Source organism: Streptomyces sp. 15-116A (assembly GCF_025290915.1).
Lineage (GTDB): Bacteria > Actinomycetota > Actinomycetes > Streptomycetales > Streptomycetaceae > Streptomyces.
Window position 1 is genome coordinate 1 of sequence record NZ_JAOCQE010000123.1, and the last position, 18,137, is coordinate 18,137.

Annotated in this window: 20 protein-coding genes; 9 read left to right on the forward strand and 11 right to left on the reverse strand. The window is 71.5% G+C overall.

Translation table 11 applies throughout. The features are described 5' to 3' along the window. On the reverse strand, window positions 1-577 hold a 577-nt coding region (locus N4P33_RS19980), incomplete at its 3' end, for a hypothetical protein (RefSeq protein WP_260828007.1). Further along, on the reverse strand, window positions 570-1,379 hold the full coding sequence (locus N4P33_RS19985; protein ID WP_260828008.1) for a carboxylesterase: 810 nt from the start codon (window positions 1,377-1,379) through the stop codon (window positions 570-572). The genes N4P33_RS19985 and N4P33_RS19980, both read right to left, overlap by 8 nt. Before the next feature lie 151 nt (window positions 1,380-1,530). Between N4P33_RS19985 and N4P33_RS19990 the strand changes: the two genes are divergently transcribed. The 5 genes from N4P33_RS19990 (at window position 1,531) to N4P33_RS20010 (ending at window position 6,405) form a co-directional block, all read left to right on the forward strand. After that, complete coding sequence (locus N4P33_RS19990; protein ID WP_260828025.1) at window positions 1,531-2,292, forward strand: 1-acyl-sn-glycerol-3-phosphate acyltransferase; 762 nt, start codon at window positions 1,531-1,533, stop codon at window positions 2,290-2,292. Between the two features lie 31 nt (window positions 2,293-2,323). After that, window positions 2,324-3,565, forward strand: a complete 1,242-nt coding sequence (gene macS, locus N4P33_RS19995) for a MacS family sensor histidine kinase (protein ID WP_260828009.1) — start codon at window positions 2,324-2,326, stop codon at window positions 3,563-3,565. Continuing rightward, the gene (locus N4P33_RS20000) at window positions 3,562-4,251 is read left to right on the forward strand and encodes a response regulator transcription factor (protein WP_260828010.1); all 690 of its coding nucleotides are present in this window, start codon (window positions 3,562-3,564) and stop codon (window positions 4,249-4,251) included. The genes macS and N4P33_RS20000 overlap by 4 nt, the downstream gene beginning before the upstream one ends. A gap of 54 nt (window positions 4,252-4,305) precedes the next feature. Then, complete coding sequence (locus tag N4P33_RS20005; protein ID WP_260828011.1) at window positions 4,306-5,334, forward strand: 6-phosphofructokinase; 1,029 nt, start codon at window positions 4,306-4,308, stop codon at window positions 5,332-5,334. 75 nt (window positions 5,335-5,409) lie between these two features. After that, window positions 5,410-6,405: a 2-hydroxyacid dehydrogenase gene (locus N4P33_RS20010; RefSeq protein ID WP_260828012.1), complete on the forward strand. Its 996-nt coding sequence runs from the start codon at window positions 5,410-5,412 to the stop codon at window positions 6,403-6,405. Here N4P33_RS20010 and N4P33_RS20015 read toward each other — a convergent pair. The 3 genes from N4P33_RS20015 to N4P33_RS20020 all read right to left on the reverse strand — a co-directional run bounded on the left by N4P33_RS20015 (window position 6,357) and on the right by N4P33_RS20020 (window position 9,092). After that, window positions 6,357-8,291 carry an anthranilate synthase family protein gene (locus tag N4P33_RS20015; RefSeq protein WP_260828013.1) on the reverse strand — a complete coding sequence of 645 codons (1,935 nt, stop codon included), beginning with the start codon at window positions 8,289-8,291 and terminating at the stop codon, window positions 6,357-6,359. The genes N4P33_RS20010 and N4P33_RS20015 overlap by 49 nt on opposite strands. Before the next feature lie 110 nt (window positions 8,292-8,401). After that, window positions 8,402-8,464: a trp operon leader peptide gene (locus N4P33_RS35710; RefSeq protein WP_384770181.1), complete on the reverse strand. Its 63-nt coding sequence runs from the start codon at window positions 8,462-8,464 to the stop codon at window positions 8,402-8,404. A gap of 10 nt (window positions 8,465-8,474) precedes the next feature. After that, window positions 8,475-9,092: a TetR/AcrR family transcriptional regulator gene (locus tag N4P33_RS20020; protein ID WP_260828014.1), complete on the reverse strand. Its 618-nt coding sequence runs from the start codon at window positions 9,090-9,092 to the stop codon at window positions 8,475-8,477. A gap of 47 nt (window positions 9,093-9,139) precedes the next feature. Here N4P33_RS20020 and N4P33_RS20025 point away from each other — a divergent pair, with 47 nt between their 5' ends. The 3 genes from N4P33_RS20025 (at window position 9,140) to N4P33_RS20035 (ending at window position 11,994) form a co-directional block, all read left to right on the forward strand. Continuing rightward, the gene (locus N4P33_RS20025) at window positions 9,140-10,033 is read left to right on the forward strand and encodes a DUF2867 domain-containing protein (RefSeq protein WP_260828015.1); all 894 of its coding nucleotides are present in this window, start codon (window positions 9,140-9,142) and stop codon (window positions 10,031-10,033) included. Between the two features lie 206 nt (window positions 10,034-10,239). Continuing rightward, on the forward strand, window positions 10,240-11,589 hold the full coding sequence (locus N4P33_RS20030; RefSeq protein ID WP_399029797.1) for a class II 3-deoxy-7-phosphoheptulonate synthase: 1,350 nt from the start codon (window positions 10,240-10,242) through the stop codon (window positions 11,587-11,589). Window positions 11,590-11,742: 153 nt separating this feature from the next. Beyond that, window positions 11,743-11,994, forward strand: coding sequence for a bacterioferritin-associated ferredoxin (locus N4P33_RS20035; protein ID WP_260828017.1), 252 nt, complete (start codon window positions 11,743-11,745; stop codon window positions 11,992-11,994). A 19-nt stretch (window positions 11,995-12,013) separates the two neighbouring features. Here the strand turns inward: N4P33_RS20035 and bfr are convergent, their stop codons facing one another. Further along, the gene (bfr, locus tag N4P33_RS20040; RefSeq protein WP_260828018.1) at window positions 12,014-12,493 is read right to left on the reverse strand and encodes a bacterioferritin; all 480 of its coding nucleotides are present in this window, start codon (window positions 12,491-12,493) and stop codon (window positions 12,014-12,016) included. A 191-nt stretch (window positions 12,494-12,684) separates the two neighbouring features. Between bfr and N4P33_RS20045 the strand changes: the two genes are divergently transcribed. Beyond that, window positions 12,685-13,332, forward strand: coding sequence for a sulfite oxidase-like oxidoreductase (locus tag N4P33_RS20045; RefSeq protein WP_260828019.1), 648 nt, complete (start codon window positions 12,685-12,687; stop codon window positions 13,330-13,332). A 39-nt stretch (window positions 13,333-13,371) separates the two neighbouring features. Here N4P33_RS20045 and N4P33_RS20050 read toward each other — a convergent pair whose 3' ends face one another. The 5 genes from N4P33_RS20050 to N4P33_RS20070 all read right to left on the reverse strand — a co-directional run. Beyond that, window positions 13,372-14,241, reverse strand: a complete 870-nt coding sequence (locus N4P33_RS20050; RefSeq protein ID WP_260828020.1) for a deoxyribonuclease IV — start codon at window positions 14,239-14,241, stop codon at window positions 13,372-13,374. A 65-nt stretch (window positions 14,242-14,306) separates the two neighbouring features. Continuing rightward, window positions 14,307-16,232: a Stk1 family PASTA domain-containing Ser/Thr kinase gene (gene pknB, locus N4P33_RS20055; RefSeq protein ID WP_260828021.1), complete on the reverse strand. Its 1,926-nt coding sequence runs from the start codon at window positions 16,230-16,232 to the stop codon at window positions 14,307-14,309. Window positions 16,233-16,470: 238 nt separating this feature from the next. Then, a complete protein-coding gene (locus tag N4P33_RS20060; protein WP_260828022.1) occupies window positions 16,471-17,265 on the reverse strand; it encodes a thiazole synthase in 795 nt (264 codons plus the stop codon). A 2-nt stretch (window positions 17,266-17,267) separates the two neighbouring features. Beyond that, window positions 17,268-17,468 carry a sulfur carrier protein ThiS gene (gene thiS / locus N4P33_RS20065; protein WP_260828023.1) on the reverse strand — a complete coding sequence of 67 codons (201 nt, stop codon included), beginning with the start codon at window positions 17,466-17,468 and terminating at the stop codon, window positions 17,268-17,270. Further along, a partial coding sequence (locus tag N4P33_RS20070; RefSeq protein WP_260828024.1) for an FAD-dependent oxidoreductase occupies window positions 17,465-18,137 on the reverse strand: 673 nt, incomplete at its 5' end. The genes N4P33_RS20070 and thiS, both read right to left, overlap by 4 nt.

Genomic DNA, 18,137 nt, shown 5'->3' on the forward strand with positions numbered 1-18,137 from the left:
GCCGCCCCGTCGGACACGCTCCCCCGCACGCCCTCGGACGCGGCCTCGGCGCCCGCAAGCCCACGGCCATCAGAAAGCCCGAGGCCAGCGCCACTGCCACCGGCGCCGCCACCCCCGGAAGCACCGGCCCGCCCAGCACTCCCAGCCAGGCGAACTTCGACGTGACGTCGGCCTCCGGCAGCGGCGGCGGCTCCGGCGGGACGAAGTGGCCCTCGTCGCTCTCGTCGAGGTCGTCGTCGGACGGCTCGGGCGCGCTGTAGTCACGCGGGCCGATCCCGGGCGCGAAGGCGACGGAGCTGCCGAGCGGCTTGGCGGGCTCGCTGCCCGCCTTCTCCGCCGCCGGGGCCTCGCCGTCCACGGTCTGCTCGCCGTTCGTCTCGGGCTCCAGCAGCGCCAGATCCTCCACCGACTTGAAGGGCTTGGCCCCCGGCGGGTCGGGCGGCTCCTCGCCGTACCCGGCGACGATCGCCGCCCACGCGGCGTCCTCGTCGAAGGGGACGCGCTGCTCCTCCGGCTCATGGCCCTCGGGCCGCTCGCGCTCCTCGCGGTCCTCGCGCTCCGAGTCGTGCTCAGCCACCTGCGGTCGTCCCTTCCTTGCCGAGACCCTTGCCGAGACCGGGCTCCTTGACGGCGCCGGGTGCGAGCCGGCCGATGAACGCGGTGCTCTCCTGGAAGATCCGCTCCGCGTCGTAGTCCAACGTCGCCACGTGGTAGCTCTGTTCCAGCAGGATCTCGGTCACGTCCGTGGAGGAGATCCGGGCGAGGATCCGGGCCGAGTCGGCGGGCGGCACCACATGGTCCTGCGGGCTGCGCAGAAGCAGCAACGGCTGGGTGACCTGGGGCAGCTCGCGGTCCAGCAGCCTGAGGAAGGTCCGCAGGGAGTGCGCCGCGTGCAGCGGCACCCGGTCGTACCCGAGCTCACGGTCGAGCGGCCGGGCGATGTCGCTGCCGATGCCCTTCGTGGCGGGAACGAGATGCCGCAGCACCGGAAGGGCGTGAGCCGCGAGGCCGTGCACCCGGTTCGCCGGGTTGACGACCAGCACCCCGCTCACCGCGTCGCCGTGCTTCGCCGCCAGGCGCAGGGCGAGCGCGCCGCCCATGGACAGACCGGCCACGAACACCCGCTCGCACCGGTCCCGCAGCAGCCGCAGCTCGCGGTCCACCTCGGCGTACCAGTCCTGCCAGCCGGTGACCTTCAGGTCCTCCCAGCGCGTGCCGTGCCCGGGCAGCAGCGGCAGCGCGACCGTCAGGCCCTGCCCGGCCAGATGCTCCGCCCAGGGGCGCAGCGACTGCGGCGAACCCGTGAAGCCGTGGCAGAGGAGGACGGCGGTCTCGCCGCCCTCGTGGCGAAACGGCTCGGCTCCGGTCAGGAGCGGCACCTTCGGCCTCCTGTTCCTGGGACGGCGGTTGCAGGACCTTCACCGTACGCGACCGCACTGACACCGACCAGGGCCGTCGGCGCCTTCGACGAGGCTTGGGGTTAAGGTCTGAGCGACACACACAGGAGGCACTCGGTTGTTGTACGGCGCGATGAAGGTCACCATCGGGGGGCCGCTGAAGCTCGCCTTCAGGCCCTGGGTGGAGGGCCTGGAGAACGTCCCCGCCGAGGGCCCCGCGATTCTGGCCAGCAACCACCTGTCGTTCTCCGACTCGTTCTTCCTGCCGGCCGTGCTGGACCGCAAGGTCACCTTCATCGCCAAGGCCGAGTACTTCACCACCCCCGGGGTGAAGGGCCGGCTCACGGCCGCCTTCTTCAAGGGCGTCGGCCAGCTGCCCGTGGACCGCTCAGGTGCGCGCGGCGCCGGTGAGGCAGCCGTCAAGAGCGGCATCGAGGTGCTGGAGCGCGGCGAGCTGTTCGGCATCTACCCGGAGGGCACGCGCTCGCCCGACGGCCGTCTCTACCGGGGCAAGCCCGGTGGCCTCGCGCGCGTGGCGCTGGCGACCGGCGCGCCCGTCATCCCGGTCGCCATGATCGACACGGAGAAGATCCAGCCGCCCGGGAAGGTGATGCCGAAGCTGATGCGGCCCGGCATCCGCATCGGCAAGGCGCTGGACTTCAGCCGCTACCAGGGCATGGAGCACGACCGCTTCGTGCTCCGCGCGGTGACCGACGAGGTCATGTACGAGATCATGAAGCTGTCCGGCCAGGAGTACGTCGACATGTACGCGACCGCGATGAAGCGGCAGCTCACGGAGGCGGCCAAGGCCGAGAAGGAAGCCGGGAAGCAGGCCGGGAAGGCGGCGAAGGCCGCGCTCGCGCAGGCCGCGAAGGAACAGCGGAAGTCGGAGTAGGCTGCGGCCCTCCGAGTCGGGGGTGGGGGAATTGGCCAAGCGCGAGCGGGTCATGCGGATGTCGGTCGAGCTGCCGCTGTGGCGTGCGCTGACCGCGTACCGCGTGCTCACGATGCTGTACGCCATCGGGCTGTTCATCACCGCGCATGAGGAGTTCGCCCGCCCCTGGATCGCCGTCGCGTACTACGCGGTGCTGGCGGTCTGGACGCTGGCGACGCTGCCGCGCGTGCAGAACGCCGCGAGCTGCACCAAACCCTTCCTCGCCGTCGACCTGACCATCGCGCTCACCGGCATCCTGCTCACCCTCGTCGCCGACTCGCCCGAGCGGATCCACGCCGGCGGCCCCACGCTGCCGTCGATATGGACCGCCGGTTCCGTGCTGGCCTTCGCCATCAAGGGCGGCTGGCGCTGGGCGGCCCTCGCCTCCACGCTCGTCGCCGTGGCCAACCTGGTCGAACGCGGCGGCCCGGCCCGCGACACCGTGCACAACGTGATCCTCGTGTGGGTCGCCTCCATCGCCATCGGCTACGTCGTCGAGGTCGCCCGCGCCTCCGAGCGCACCCTCGCCCGCGCCCTGGAGATCGAGGCCGCGACCCGGGAGCGGGAGCGGCTCGCGCGGGACATCCACGACAGCGTGCTCCAGGTGCTCGCCATGGTGCAGCGGCGCGGCGCGGTGATCGGCGGCGAGGCGGCCGAGCTGGGCCGGCTCGCCGGTGAGCAGGAGGTCGCCCTGCGGACCCTGGTCTCCGGCGGGCTCGTGCCGGTGTCGCGGGTGTCGGAGGACTCCACCGAGGGCGCGGTCGTCCGCACCGTGGAGGTGGCCGACGACCACAGCGGGGACGAACCGGTCGACCTGCGCGCCCTGCTCGCCCCGTACGCCGGTGCCCGCGTCAGCCTCGCCGAGCCCGGTGCGCCGGTGTGGCTCGCGCCGGCCGCCGCGCGGGAGGTGGCCGCCGCCGTCGGAGCGGCCCTGGACAACGTCCGCAAGCACGCCGGGGAGCAGGCACGCGCGTGGATCCTCGTCGAGGACGAACCGGACGAGGTGATCGTCACCGTCCGCGACGACGGACCCGGCATCCCCGAGGGACGGCTCGCCCAGGCCGAGGGCGAGGGACGGCTCGGGGTGGCCCTGTCGATCCGCGGGCGGCTGCGCGACCTGGGCGGCAGCGCGGAACTGATCTCGGTGCCCGGCCAGGGCACGGAGGTCGAGCTGAAGGTACCGAAGGCCGTGAACGACGCGAACAACGCACGGGGGAAGGCGGAACAGAGATGACGGAGACCGGCCGGGACCTGAGCGGCCCGATCAAGGTCATGGTGGTCGACGACCACCCCATGTGGCGCGACGCCGTCGCCCGCGACCTGTCCGAGTCCGGCTTCGAGGTGGTCGCCACGGCGGGCGACGGCGACCAGGCCGTACGCCGCGCCAAGGCCGCCGCCCCGGACGTGCTGGTCCTCGACCTCAACCTGCCCGGCAAGCCCGGCGTCCAGGTCTGCAAGGAGGTCGTCGCCCACAATCCCGCGCTGCGCGTGCTGGTGCTCTCCGCGAGCGGCGAGCACGCGGACGTGCTGGAGGCGGTGAAGTCGGGCGCGACCGGCTATCTGCTGAAGTCGGCGTCCACCGAGGAGTTGCAGGACGCGGTACGCCGTACCGCCGTCGGCGACCCGGTGTTCACCCCGGGCCTGGCCGGACTCGTCCTCGGCGAGTACCGCCGCCTCGCCTCCGAACCGGCGCCCGCCCCCGACGACGACAGCTCCAAGGCGCCCCGGCTCACCGAGCGGGAGACGGAGGTGCTGCGCCTGGTCGCCAAGGGCCTGAGCTACAAGCAGATCGCCGAACGGCTCGTCATCTCCCACCGCACCGTGCAGAACCACGTGCAGAACACCCTCGGCAAGCTCCAGCTGCACAACCGCGTGGAACTCGTCCGCTACGCCATAGAACGCGGCCTCGACGACGAGTGAGACGCCCGTCACACTGACCCTTCGTCAGCCATCTGCGGCGAAGGGACTTGTGCCATGCGCGTCGGAGTACTGACCGGAGGCGGCGACTGCCCCGGCCTCAACGCCGTCATCCGGGCCGTCGTCCGCAAGGGCGTCCAGGAGTACGGCTACGACTTCACCGGCTTCCGGGACGGCTGGCGCGGACCGATCGAGGGCCGCACCGTCCGCCTCGACATCCCCGCCGTCCGCGGCATCCTGCCCCGCGGCGGCACCATCCTCGGCTCCTCGCGCACCAACCCGCTGAACGAGGAGAACGGCATCCGCCGCATCCAGGACACCCTGGAGAAACTGCGGGTCGACGCACTCATCACCATCGGCGGCGAGGACACCCTCGGTGTGGCCGCGCTGCTCGCCGACGAGCACGGCATTCCCTGCGTGGGCGTCCCCAAGACCATCGACAACGACCTGTCCGCCACCGACTACACCTTCGGCTTCGACACCGCCGTCGGCATCGCCACCGAGGCCATCGACCGCCTGCACACCACCGCCGAGTCCCATATGCGGGTCCTGGTCGTCGAGGTGATGGGCCGTCACGCCGGCTGGATAGCCCTGCACTCGGGCCTCGCGGGCGGCGCGAACGTCATCCTCGTCCCCGAGCAGCCCTTCGACGTCGACCAGGTGTGCGCCTGGGTGACCTCCCGCTTCAGGGCGTCGTACGCCCCGATCGTCGTCGTCGCCGAGGGCGCGGTGCCGAAGGACGGCGACATGGTGCTCAAGGACCAGTCGCTGGACTCCTTCGGGCACGTCCGGCTGTCCGGGGTGGGGGAGTGGCTGGCGAAGCAGATCGAGAAGCGCACCGGCAACGAGGCCCGCACCACCGTCCTCGGGCACGTCCAGCGCGGCGGCACGCCCAGCGCCTTCGACCGCTGGCTCGCCACCCGGTTCGGACTGCACGCCATCGACTGCGTGCGCGACGGCGACTTCGGGAAGATGGTCGCGCTGCGCGGCACGGACATCGTGCGCGTGCCGATCGCCGCCGCCACGGCCCGCCTGAAGACGGTGGACCCGAAGCTGTACGAGGAGATCGGCGTGTTCTTCGGCTGACGGACACCTCCGCACGGCGCCCCGTATATTCGCGCCCGTACGGCACCATTCCCGGCACGACCCCGGAGGGACCCCGTGGAGATCCTGGCGTTCGGAGTGCAGGCCGACGAGAGGCCCCTGATCGAGCGGGCCTTCCAGGGCCACCACGAGGTGCGCGGGCTCGACGTCTTCCTCAACGCGGACACCGCCCCCATCGCGGCCGGCCACGAGGTGATCTCCACCAGCGTCAACTGCGACCTCGGCGCCGAGGTCCTGGCGAGCCTCGCGGCCGGCGGCACCCGGATGATCGCCCAGCGCTCCACCGGCTTCAACAACGTCGACCTCACGGTCGCCGAACGGCTCGGCCTGACCGTCGCCCGTGTGTCGTACTACTCCCCCTACTCGGTCGCCGAGTTCGCCTGGACGCTCGCCATGGCCGTCAACCGCCGTATCGTCCGCGCCTCCACCCGCACCCGCGACTTCGACTTCCGCCTCGACGGCCTGATGGGCCGCGACATGCACGGCCGCACCGCCGGCATCCTCGGCACCGGCAAGATCGGCGAGGCCTTCGCCCGCATCGCCCACGGCTTCGGCATGCGGCTGCTCGGCTGGGACATCACCGAGAACCCCGCCTGCCTGGACCTCGGCATGACCTACGTCCCCAAGGAGCGGCTGCTCGCCGAGTCCGACCTGGTCAGTCTGCACGTGCCGCTGATGCCGGAGACCAGCCGGCTCATCGACGGACCCGCCCTCAAGACCATGCGGGACGACGCCGTGCTGATCAACTCCAGCCGCGGCGGCCTCATCGACACCGCCGCCCTCGTCGCCGAGCTGCGCGCCGGCCGCTTCACCGGCGTCGGCCTCGACGTGTACGAGGCGGAGGCGGGCCTGTTCTTCCTCGACAAGTCCCTCGACGCCATCGAGGACGACACCCTGGCCCGCCTCGTCACCTTCCCGAACGTGCTGGTCACGTCCCACCAGGCGTACTACACGGTGGACGCCGTCAGCCAGATCATCGAGACCACGGTGAACAACGTCCTCGACTACAGCGCGGGCCGCCGCTCGGAGAACGTGCTGGTCCCGCGCAGCTGACCCATCAGCTCCCGCACGACGGCCGCCCCGTTCAGCGTCAGCACGGACTCCGGATGGAACTGCACCCCCGCGAAGCCCGGACCCCGCAGCGCGTGCACCTCGGACGACGTACTGCGGCTGACCTCGACGCCGTGCGCGGCCAGTTCCCGGGCGGCGTCCTCGTCGCAGTGCGCCACGAAGCTGTTGTAGAAGCCGACCGTCTCCGGCCGCCCGAACAGGTCGATCTCCGTCTGCGCCCCCTGGTACGGCACCTCCTTGCGGACGATCTCCAGCCCCAGCTCGGCCGCGATCAGCTCATGGCCGAGGCACACACCCAGCACGCCGTGCCGGTGATCCCGGATCACCTCGGCGGTCAGGGCGCGCAGGAACCGCATCTTCGGGTCGGCGAGGTCGGAGGGGTCGCCGGGACCGGGCCCGAGCACCAGCGGCCCCGCGTGCCCGAGCACCGCCTCGCGCAGCCCCGGCTCGTCGTAGCGCCGGACGGTCACCTCAAGGCCGCTCGACCGCAGGACGTGCGCGAGCATCGCCGTGAAGGTGTCCTCCCCGTCGACGACCAGGGCGTGCCCGGTCAGGTCGTCGGACCGCTCCTGCATCCGCAGCCAGAACGGCGCCAGCGAGGCCCGCCGCCCGTCCAGGGCTGCCCGCACCCGGGGGTCGTCGGCGAGCCGGGGGCGCGCCTGTTCCGCCCGCGGACGTGACGGCCGTACGCCCAGCGCCGCCAGCACCCCGGCCGCCTTGGCGTGCGTCTCCGCGACCTCGCTCGCCGGGTCCGAGCCGCGCACCAGCGTGGCCCCGACCGGTACCCGCAGCCGCCCGGCCGCGTCGATGTCGGCGGTACGGATCAGGATGGGGGAGTCGAGGGTCTGCGCCCCGCCGGCGTCCCGTCCGATGAGCGCCAGCGCGCCCGCGTAGTAGCCGCGCCCGCCCGCCTCGTGCCGCTCGATCACCCGGCAGGCGTTCTGCACCGGCGACCCGGTCACGGTGGCCGCGAACATGGTCTCCTTCAGCACCTCCCGCACGTCCAGCGTGGACCGGCCGCGCAGCTCGTACTCGGTGTGCGCGAGATGCGCCATCTCCTTCAGCCGGGGCCCGACGACCACCCCGCCCCTGTCGCCGACGGTGCACATCATCTTGAGCTCCTCGTCGACCACCATCGACAGCTCCTCGATCTCCTTGCCGTCGGCGAGGAAGCCGAGCAGGTGCTCGGGGGTCGGCCCCTCGGCGGGGTAGCGGTACGTGCCGCTGATCGGGTTCATGACGACCGTCCCGCCGGACACCCGCACATGCACCTCGGGACTGGCGCCCACCAGCGTCCGCCCGCCCGTCTCCCCTCGTCGCCCTTCCAAGGAAGGCCCTTCGGGTCCTTTTCGATGTCCGGTGTGCACGACGAACGTCCAGTACGCGCCCCGCTCGCTGACCAGCAGCCGCCGGAACAGGGCGAGGGCGTCGGCCCGGCCGAACCCCGGGATCTCGCCCTCGTACGTCCGCCGGATCACGAAGTTGGCGCCCTCGCCCCGCCCGATCTCGTCTCGCAGGACCCGGCCGACGATCTCGCCGTACTCCTCGTCCCCGACGTCGAATCCGCCGCCCTCCACGCGCACGTCATGCGCCGGGAGCTGGGCCAGCGCGTCCTCCAGGGACAGCGTGTGGGACTCCTCGGGTGTCAGCACGGTGAGCGGGGTCCCGTCGTCGCGGACGTCGAAGCCGCGCTCGCGGATCTGCCGGAACGGGACGAGCGCGAGGCCCTCGTCGGGCAGGTCGGCGAGGCGGTCGTGATCGGCGACCGGGCCGATGAGCACCTCGACCCTGCCGTGGTCGTGACCCGGGGTGCGGCGGCGCAGCAGGGCGAACGGGCGGGGATCGTCCAGCAAGCCGAGCAGGTTCATGGTCCGTGGCTCCTTCTCAGGGGTTCTCAGGACGAGAGGAGCCGGCCGCCGCGGGAAACGCCGAAGGCCGCCCCTCGGGCGGCCTTCGCGGAGTCTGTGGCTACGCGCAGTCAGTGGGCCGCCGGATGAGCGGTCCACCACCAGTTCTGGATCTGGGTCGAGTGCGCGAACATGGCCTCGACCCTAGCGCATCAGCAGCAGATCGAGACTGCGATCGAGATATTCGGTCAGCCCGGCGCCCTCGGGAAGGCTGGCGGGGACGGCGTGGGCGAGCTGGGCATGGCCGAGATAGACGCTGTAGGCGAGCAGTCCGCGGCGTCGTGCCTCGGGTTCGGGGAAGCCGGCCTCGGCGAAGAGCTGGGCCACATAGGCGACCCGGCGTTCGGTGACCCGGCCCAGCACCGCCGCGACACGCGGGTCGTCGGCGGTGGCCAGCAGCGAGACCTCCAGCGGGTCGTCGGCGGCCGACCCGATCGCCTCGGCGAACAGCAGCCGCAGCCGCCGCTCGGGGTCCGGCTCCGTCTCCAGCTCGGTGATGAGCGCCTCGGTCTGCGTCTGCGCCCAGCGTTCCAGCGCCGCCCCGATGAGCGCGTCCCGGTTGGCGAAATGCCAGTAGAAGCTGCCCTTGGTGGTGCCCAGCCGCGCGGCCAGCGGCTCCACGGCGACGGCGGCGAGCCCGCCCTCGCTCATCGCGGCGAGCGCGGCGTCGGCCCAGTCGTCGGCGCTGAGCCGGGCCTTGGCGGGAGCCTTGCCGGAACCCTTGGCGGTGGTCTTACGAGGGGGCTGTTGCACCATGACCATACGGTACCGTACGGTTGACCATACGCCACCGTATGGAGGTGCTCCGAATGGGCACTGTACGCAACGTTCACGACCGCATCCTGGCCGCGCCCGCCGAACGGGTCGGCGCCCTCCTGGACCGGCTCGCCGGCGCCGACGACCCGCTCTTCCCGAGCCCCGCCTGGTCCCCGATCCGCTTCGACCGCCCGCTGTCCGTCGGGGCCGTCGGCGGCCACGGCCCGGTGCGCTACTCGGTCGCCGCGTACGAGCCGGGCCGCCGCATCCGCTTCGCCTTCGACGCGCCGTCGGGCGGCTTCCACGAACTCTCGGTCGAGCCCCTCGGCTCGGACCGCTGCCGCATCCGGCACGTCCTCGAGCAGGACCAGCCACCGATGGAGCGCCTCGCCTGGCTGCTGGCGGTGCGTGCCGGGCACGACACGGTCATCGAGGAGCTGTTCGACAACGCCGAGCTGGCCGCCACCGGCTCCCTCGCCCGCCCCTTCCGTCCCGGCCGGTACGTCCGCCTGCTCCAGCGGCTCGCCTGGGACCGCCCGGCCGCCGTCGACGTACCCGCAGGGGCCGCCCTGCTGCGCGCCGCCTTCCCGAAGCCCGACTACACCGATGCCTACGCCCTGGAGCTGCGCCCCGGCATGCCGACCGACCTGGCCGCCTGGGAGGGAGTCCTCCGAGGCTCCCCGGTCGTCGACCGCACGCACGACGAGATCCTGCTCGGCGAGAACGTCGGCCACCTCGACTACCGCGCCTCGCTCCTGCTGGACAAGGCTGCCGGCAAGGTCACCCTCTCCTCCGTCGTCCGCCTCCACAACCGCCGGGGCCGCCTGTACTGGGCCGTGGTCCGCCACGCCCACCCCGTGATGGCCCGCCTGATGCTCCGCCGCACCCACCGCCGCCTGGCCCTGACGGCACCGCGCGCGGCGATGCGAAGCACGAGCGTGACCTGATGCCGATCCGCGTCGTTGACGCGAGTGCTCCCCGCCGACGCGGGGATGGCCCGAAGCTCAAAACACTGCTTCAGATGGGCGCTGCTTGCTCCCCGCCGCTGCGGGGATGGCGGTGTGCCTCGCCCGGTCGGCGGGGCACACACGTCTCACGGATTGAGCGGCGGGATGGACGCCCCGGCCGAACGCGTACTGTTGAGCACGTGACCGTGAACGCTGATTCCCGAAGCGTCGCCGCTCAGGCGACGTGGCGAAACCTGCCCGCGGCGCAGCAGCCCGAGTACCCGGATGCCGAGGCTCTGCGCGATGTGATCGCCGAGCTGGAAACGTATCCCCCGCTCGTCTTTGCCGGCGAGTGCGACCAACTGCGCGCGCGCATGGCTGCCGTCGCTCGAGGAGAGGCGTTCCTGCTCCAGGGCGGCGACTGCGCCGAATCATTCGACGGGGTGTCCGCCGAGCACATCCGGGCCAAGCTCAAGACCCTCCTCCAGATGGGCGCCGTGCTCACGTACGCCGCCTCCGTGCCCGTGGTGAAGGTGGGCCGGATCGCCGGCCAGTACTCCAAGCCGCGCTCCAAGCCGACCGAGACCCGCGACGGCGTCACCCTGCCGACGTACCGGGGCGACTCCGTCAACGGCTTCGACTTCACCGAAGAGGCCCGCGTCCCGGACCCCGAGCGGCTCAAGCGCATGTACCACGCGTCGGCGTCCACGCTGAACCTGGTGCGCGCCTTCACCACCGGCGGTTACGCCGACCTGCGCCAGGTGCACGCCTGGAACCAGGACTTCGTGAAGTCGTCCCCGTCCGGCCAGCGCTACGAGCAGCTCGCCCGCGAGATCGACCAGGCGCTGAACTTCATGCACGCCTGCGGGGCCGACCCGGAGGAGTTCAAGACCGTCGAGTTCTACTCCTCGCACGAGGCGCTGCTGCTCGACTACGAGTCGGCGCTCACCCGCGTCGACTCGCGCACCGGGCAGCTGTACGACGTCTCCGCGCACATGGTGTGGATCGGTGAGCGCACCCGGCAGCTGGACCACGCGCACATCGAGTTCGCCTCGAAGATCCGCAACCCCATCGGCATCAAGCTCGGCCCGACCACGACGGCCGAGGAGGCGCTGCAGTACATCGAGCGCCTGGACCCGGAGCGCGAGCCCGGCCGGCTGACCTTCATCGTCCGCATGGGTGCGGACAAGATCCGCGACAAGCTCCCCGAGCTGGTCGAGAAGGTCACCGCATCCGGCGCCACCGTCGCCTGGGTCACCGACCCGATGCACGGCAACACCTTCGAGGCGGCCTCCGGCCACAAGACCCGCCGCTTCGACGACGTGCTCGACGAGGTGAAGGGCTTCTTCGAGGTCCACAAGGCGCTCGGCACCCACCCGGGCGGAATCCACGTCGAGCTGACCGGCGACGACGTCACCGAGTGCGTGGGCGGCGGCGACGAGATCTTCGTCGACGATCTGCACCAGCGCTACGAGACGGCCTGCGACCCCCGGCTGAACCGCAGCCAGTCGCTGGACCTGGCGTTCCTGGTCGCGGAGATGTACCGGGACCAGTAGCCGCCTCGGCCATGACCTGCGCATGGGGTGGGGCGCGGATCACATACGATCCGCGCCCCACCCCACTTTTGCGGCCACTGTGCGCCGGGTAAGGTTAGGTTAGCCTCACCGATCAAGGGTCGGGATGGCACGACCCTTGCACTCCATCGGGAGGTGACCCGCGTGTACGTCTGCAGTTGCTTCGGCATCACCGAGCAGCAGGTCAAGAAGCACGCGGAGGACGGTGCCTGCACCCCCCGCCAGATAGCGTCCGCCTGCAAGGCCGGCACCGACTGCGGTTCGTGCGTCCGCCGTATCCAGGCGATCCTCGGCCGGGGCGCCTGCCCGCGCCGCGAGCTGGCCGACCAGGGCAAGCCGGTGCTCGCCGAGGTCTCCGGCCTGGACGCACTGGACGAGGCGGCCTAGCCGCCCACCCCGAGGGGTCTCAGCTCTCCGGCTGCTCGACCAGCTGGGCGATGTACAGCGCCTCGCCGAGCTTCTCCAGCAGATCCAGCTGGGTGTCGAGGTAGTCGATGTGGTGCTCCTCGTCCTCGAGGATCGACTCGAAGATGTTCGCGGACGTGATGTCACCCTTCTCGCGCATCACCTTGATCCCGCGGCGCAGCCGGTCGATGGCCTCGACCTCGATCTGCCGGTCCGCCTCGAACATCTCCTTGACGGTCTGGCCCACCCGCACATGGAACAGCCGCTGGTAGTTCGGCAGCCCCTCCAGGAACAGGATCCGGTCGGTCAGCACCTCGGCGTGCTTCATCTCGTCGAACGACTCGGCCCGTGTGTACTTCGCCAGCTTGGGCCAGCCGAAGTTCTCCTGCATCTTCGCGTGCAGGAAGTACTGGTTGATCGCGGTCAGCTCGGCGGTCAGCTGCTCGTTGAGGAACTCGATGACCTCGGGGTCGCCCTGCATCGCGTAAGGCTCCTTCCACACGGAACTGGCGGGTTGCGCCGCATGATTCCACCGGTGCAGAAGATCGTCCAGTAAGTCTCTACTTAGTAAGTAAGTACATGCTTAGTCCGAGTTGAGGGCTTTCTTTGCTTTTGCCCGGCTGTAAGGGGGGCTGGTCATGGGCATCGGTCCGGGTCTGTCAGGATGGAGACATGGGTCAGCCGGCGGAACGCGAATCGGGGGAGCGCGCAGGAGAAGGAGCGGCACGGTTCGAGCTCCCGCCGGGACAGCGACTGCAGCGCGGCTGGCCGGTCACGCACTACGGACCGGTCCCCAAGTTCCGGCCCGAACGCTGGGAGTTCCGGGTGTTCGGCGCCACCGCCGACGGCGAGAAGCACTGCTGGACCCACGAGGAGTTCACCGCACTGCCGTACACCACCGTCGTGGCGGACCTGCACTGCGTGACCAAATTCAGCATGGTCGGCGCCGAGTGGGGCGGGATCCCCGCGCGCACCATCCTGGAGATCGCGCCGCCCGCCCCCGACGTCACCCATGTGATGGTGTGGGCCGAGTACGGCTTCAGCTCCAACCTGCGGCTCGCCGACTTCGCCTCCGAGCGCACCCTGTTCGCCACCCACAAGGACGGCGAGCTGCTCACCGCCGAGCACGGCTTCCCGCTGCGGCTGATCGTCCCCCACCTGTACGCCTGGAAGGGGCCCAAGTGGGTCCGCGGCGTGGAGTACATGACCGCCGACCGCCGGGGCTTCTGGGAGGAGCGCGGCTACCACAACATCGGCGACCCCTGGAAGGAACAGCGCTACTCCTACCAGGAGGAGCCCGGGGAGGGCCCCGAGCTCTGAACCTTTTGCCCGGCCGGCTCTGAACCGCCGGCCCGGTCCTCAGCCGTCGCGCAGCTTCTTCAGCCGCTCCACGTCCGCCGCGTGCCCCTCCTTGCCGCCCGGGGTCTCGATGATCAGCGGGACCCCCTCGGTCGCCGGGTGGGTCATCAGCGCCCGGAACGGGTCCTCGCCGATATGGCCGGCGCCGATGTTCGCATGCCGGTCCTTGTGCGCGCCGACCACATCCATCGAGTCGTTGGCGTGGATCAGCTTCAGGCGTCCCTCGCCGACCGTGTCCACCAGCAGATCCAGTGTCCGATGCATCCCGCTCGGCCCGGTCAGATCGTGCCCGGCCGCGAACACATGGCAGGTGTCCAGGCAGACCCCGAGCTTCGGATGGGCGTCCAGCGCCTCGAAGTACGGCCCGAAGTCCCACGTCCGCGAGCACAGCGAGGCACCCTGCCCGGCCGTCGACTCGAGCAGCAGGAACGGGTCGTCGTCGTGGGTCAGTTCGTCCAGCAGCGGCAGCATGTACTCGCGTACCTGCTTCAGCGCCACCGGCCGCTCCCGCCCGCCCGTCGCGCTGCCGGTGTGCACCACCACACCCAGCGCGCCGATCTCCCGCCCCCGGCGCAGCGAGTGCCGCAGCGAGATTACCGACCGCTCGACGGTCGCCTCGGTGTGGGAGCCGAAGTTGATCAGATACGGGGCGTGCACATACGCCGGGATCGACTCCTCCTCGCACGCCGCCCGGAACGCCTCGTCCTGCCGGGGACTGCCCACCGGGGTGGCCCAGCCGCGCGGGTTGGCGACGAAGACCTGCACGGTCTCGGCGCCCAGCTCACGGGCGTACGACAGGCCGACGGAATGCAGACCGCCGGCCACGGGCACATGGCCGCCGATCGGGTTGCGGGGGAGCTCACTCTTCACCCGTTCAGGGTGTCATGACCGCCGGCGCCCACCGGCCGGGGCCCCGGATCCGGTCCTCTGTCCCGTCACCGGATCTTGATGGTGATCGTCGATCCCTTGGGCGCGGTCTCGCCGCCCTCCACGGACTGGCCCTTGACGGTGTCGCCGAACAGCCCGAGCAGACCCCGGTCCTCGTCGACCTCGAACCCGGCGCGCTGAAGCTTCTCCTTGGCCTTGTCCACGTCGTCGCCGACCACGTCCGGGACCTCGACCATCTCCGGGCCCTTGGACAGCGTCAGCGTCACCGTGTCGCCCTCGGCGACCTGGCCGCCCGCGCCCGGGGTCTGCCGGGCCACCTGGCCCGCGTCGTGCTCGGAGTTGACCCGCTGGGCGGCGACCTTCACCTTCAGGCCCGCCTCCTGCAGCTCGGCCCGCGCGTCCGCCAGGTCGTCGCCGGTCACGTCCGGCACGTCCACCGGGCTGCCCTTGCTCACCGTGAGCGCCACCGCCGAGCCGGCGCGGACCTTGGTGCCCTTGCCCGGCTCGGTGGACAGCACCGAGCCCCGGGGCACGTCCTCGCTGAACTCGCGGGTGACCATGCCCGGCTCCAGGCCCTCGTCCTTCAGCAGGGAGCGCGCCTTGTCCAGCGCGTAGCCGTCGAGGTCGGGCACACGCACCGTCTGCGGGCCCTTGGAGATCACCAGCGACACCGAGTCGTTGCCCCGGATCCGGGCACCCGCCTTCGGATCCGTGCTGATCACGGTGCCCCGCTTCACGGTGTCGCTGTACGCCTGAGTCACCTCGCCGACGTCCAGGCCGGCGTCCGCCAGCCGGTCCCGGGCCTCGTCCTCGGTCTTCGCCAGCAGCGGCGGCACCTTGGTGAACTGGCCGGAGTTGATGTACCAGATCCCCGTGCCGACGCCGAGCACCAGCAGCACGGCGACGACGACCGCCATCGGGCCGCGGCGCCCCATCGCCGTCCGGCGCCGGGGCGGCAGCGGAGGCGGGGACTGCAGCCGGCTGGTGTGGTGCACCGACTCCTGCTCGTCCTCGTTGACCGGCAGCGGACGGGGCATCGTCAGCGCGCGTGGGATGACGCTCGTACGGTCGTCGGCGTTGTCGTGGTCCGACGCCAGCGCCTGCGGCGGCACCGCGTCCAGCTGCTCGTCGCCGAGCCGCCCACGCGCCTCGCGGACGCGGGCGAGCAGCGCCACGGCGTCGTACGGACGGACCTCGGGCGAACGCGCGGTCGCCGCGGCGACCAGCTCGTCCAGCTCGTACGCCATCCCGGGCACGGCGGCCGACGGCGGCGGCACGTCCTCGTGCAGATGCTTGTAGAGCACGGTCGCGGGGGAGTCGCCGTCGTGCGGCTTCTCACCGGTGAGCATCTCGTAGAGCAGGATGCCGCAGGCGTAGACGTCCACGCGGGGGTCGGCGGTGCCGTGCTCGATCTGCTCGGGCGCGAGATACGAGACCGTGCCCAGCACGGTGCCCGTGGTGTTCGTCACCGTGTCGACGGCCCGTACGAGACCGAAGTCGGCGACCTTGACCCGGCCGTCGTCCCCGATGAGCACGTTCTCCGGCTTCATGTCCCGGTGCACGAACCCGGCGCGATGCGCGGCGCCGAGCGCGGCCAGCACCGGCTCCAGGATGTCCAGCGCGGCCCGCGGCTGCAGCGCGCCCCGCTCCCGCAGCACGTCCCGCAGGGTGCAGCCGGCGATGTACTCCATCGCCAGGTAGACGTACGCCCCGTCGGTGCCCTGGTCGAAGACCTGCACGACGTTCGGGTGGGCCAGGCGCGCGACCGACTTCGCCTCCCGGATGAACCGCTCGACGAACGAGCCGTCGGCGGCGAGGGAGGGGTGCATCACCTTGAGGGCGAGCACGCGGTCCAGGCGGGTGTCCACGGCCCGGTAGACCGTGGCCATCCCGCCGACCGCGATCCGCGCGTCGACGCGGTACCGGCCGTCGAGCACCTGCCCGACCAGAGGGTCCTGAAGGGTCGTGTCCACGCAGCGAGTCTACGAGCCACAACCGACACCCCCACCCCGTCCACCCCTGTCCGGCGCCCTATTGCAGCCCACCTGTGACGCGTCTCGCACACGACGGGACCACGCACCCGCAGCCGCCGGCGACCGATTCACCTGCACCCGCCGGGCGGCGATCGCCCCCACGGGGAGCGCCCACCTCTCGACCGACTGGAAACGGGTGGTGCGCGGGTGGGAGACGAAACGGGGGAGCAACGCCGGTTCAGAACGCAGGACGCTCAGGATCCAACACCGCCAGCCCCTCAACCGGAGACGACGCCTCCGCGAACAACCTCCGCGGAATCCGCCCCGCCAACCGCGCCAGCCTCCCCGCCTCCACAGCGCTCCGCATCGCCGCAGCCATCAACACCGGCTCCCGCGCCCGCGTCACCGCAGACGCCAGCATCACCCCCGCACACCCCAGCTCCATCGCCAACGCCGCATCCGAAGCCGTCCCGGCCCCCGCATCCAGAATCACCGGCACCCCGGCCCGCTCCACGATCAACTGAAAGTTGTGCGGATTACGGATCCCCAGCCCCGACCCGATCGGCGACCCCAAGGGCATGATCGCCGCACACCCCACATCCTCCAGCTTCCGCGCCAGCACCGGATCGTCGTTCGTGTACGGCAACACCGTGAACCCGTCGTCCACCAGCGTCTCCGCCGCCTCCAGCAACTCGATCGGATCCGGCAGCAGCGTCCGCTCGTCGGCGATGACCTCCAGCTTGATCAGATCGGTCCCCAGCGCCTCCCGCGCCAGCCGCGCGGTCAGCACCGCCTCCCCGGCGGTGAAACACCCCGCCGTGTTCGGCAGCACCCGGATGCCCAGCTTCTCCAGCACGGACAGCACCGACCCGTGCACCGAGGGATTCACCCGCCGCATCGCGACGGTCGTCAGCTCCGTCCCGGAGGCCACCAGCGCCCGCTCCAGCACATCGAGGCTCGGCGCCCCTCCCGTGCCCATGATCAGGCGGGACGTGAAGGACGTACCACCGAGGACGAACGGATCGTCGGCCATGATCAGCCTCCTTGGACGGCGGTGAGGACTTCCACCCGGTCGCCCTCGGAGAGGGACGTGGAGGCCCACTGCGCGCGCGGGACGACGGTTTCGTTGAGGGCCGCGGCGACCCCCGAGGGCGCCGCGGTGAGCGACGTCACGACGACGTCGAGAGGGGTACCGGGTTCGATCTCCCGGGGTTCCCCGTTGACCGAGATGTTCATGCGGGCTGCTCCATGAGTGCGTCGGCGGCGCCGAAGCGCCGGGGCGTGAAGGGCCGGGCCTCCTCGGGAAGCTCGCCGGTGGCCAGCACGTGCGCCATGACGTCACCGGTGACCGGCGTCAGCAGCACACCGTTGCGGTAGTGCCCGGTGGCCAGCAGCAGCCCTTCCAGTTCCGTCGGCCCGAGCAGCGGCGCGTTGTCGGGCGAGCCCGGCCGCAACCCGGCCCGTGTCTCGGTGAGCGGCAGCTCGGTGATCCCCGGCACCAGCTCATGGGCGTCGCGCAGCAGCTCGTACACGCCGCCCGCGGTGACGGTGGTGTCCCAGCCCAGCTCCTCGCTGGTCGCCCCGATCACCAGCTCGCCACTCTCGCGCGGCACCAGATAGACCTGGCTGCCGCGCACCACCGCCCGCACGGTCCGGCTCAGGAACGGCCCGTGTGCGGCGGGCATCGTCAGCCGTACGACCTGCCCCTTCACCGGCCGTACCGGAGGCAGTACCTCCGCCGGCACCCCCGCGAGCCGCCCGCTCAGGCTGCCCGCGGCGAGCACCACCTGCCCGGCGCCCAGCTCGGTCCCGTCGGCGGTGACCGCACCCGCCGCCCGCTCCCCGACGAGGACCAGCCGCTCGGCCCACGCGCGGTGCAGCACCACGCCCGCCCGCTCGCAGGCC

Bases quoted from the DNA above. Each gene is read 5' to 3' on its own strand.
- N4P33_RS19990 (WP_260828025.1), top strand. From the start codon at position 1,531: ATGAAGGTCACCATCGGGGGGCCGCTGAAGCTCGCCTTCAGGCCCTGG.
- N4P33_RS20000 (WP_260828010.1), top strand. From the start codon at position 3,562: ATGACGGAGACCGGCCGGGACCTGAGCGGCCCGATCAAGGTCATGGTG.
- N4P33_RS20005 (WP_260828011.1), top strand. From the start codon at position 4,306: ATGCGCGTCGGAGTACTGACCGGAGGCGGCGACTGCCCCGGCCTCAAC.
- N4P33_RS20015 (WP_260828013.1), bottom strand. From the start codon at position 8,291: ATGAACCTGCTCGGCTTGCTGGACGATCCCCGCCCGTTCGCCCTGCTG.
- N4P33_RS20020 (WP_260828014.1), bottom strand. From the start codon at position 9,092: ATGGTCATGGTGCAACAGCCCCCTCGTAAGACCACCGCCAAGGGTTCC.
- N4P33_RS20025 (WP_260828015.1), top strand. From the start codon at position 9,140: ATGGGCACTGTACGCAACGTTCACGACCGCATCCTGGCCGCGCCCGCC.
- bfr (WP_260828018.1), bottom strand. From the start codon at position 12,493: ATGCAGGGCGACCCCGAGGTCATCGAGTTCCTCAACGAGCAGCTGACC.
- N4P33_RS20045 (WP_260828019.1), top strand. From the start codon at position 12,685: ATGGGTCAGCCGGCGGAACGCGAATCGGGGGAGCGCGCAGGAGAAGGA.
- N4P33_RS20060 (WP_260828022.1), bottom strand. From the start codon at position 17,265: ATGGCCGACGATCCGTTCGTCCTCGGTGGTACGTCCTTCACGTCCCGC.
- thiS (WP_260828023.1), bottom strand. From the start codon at position 17,468: ATGAACATCTCGGTCAACGGGGAACCCCGGGAGATCGAACCCGGTACC.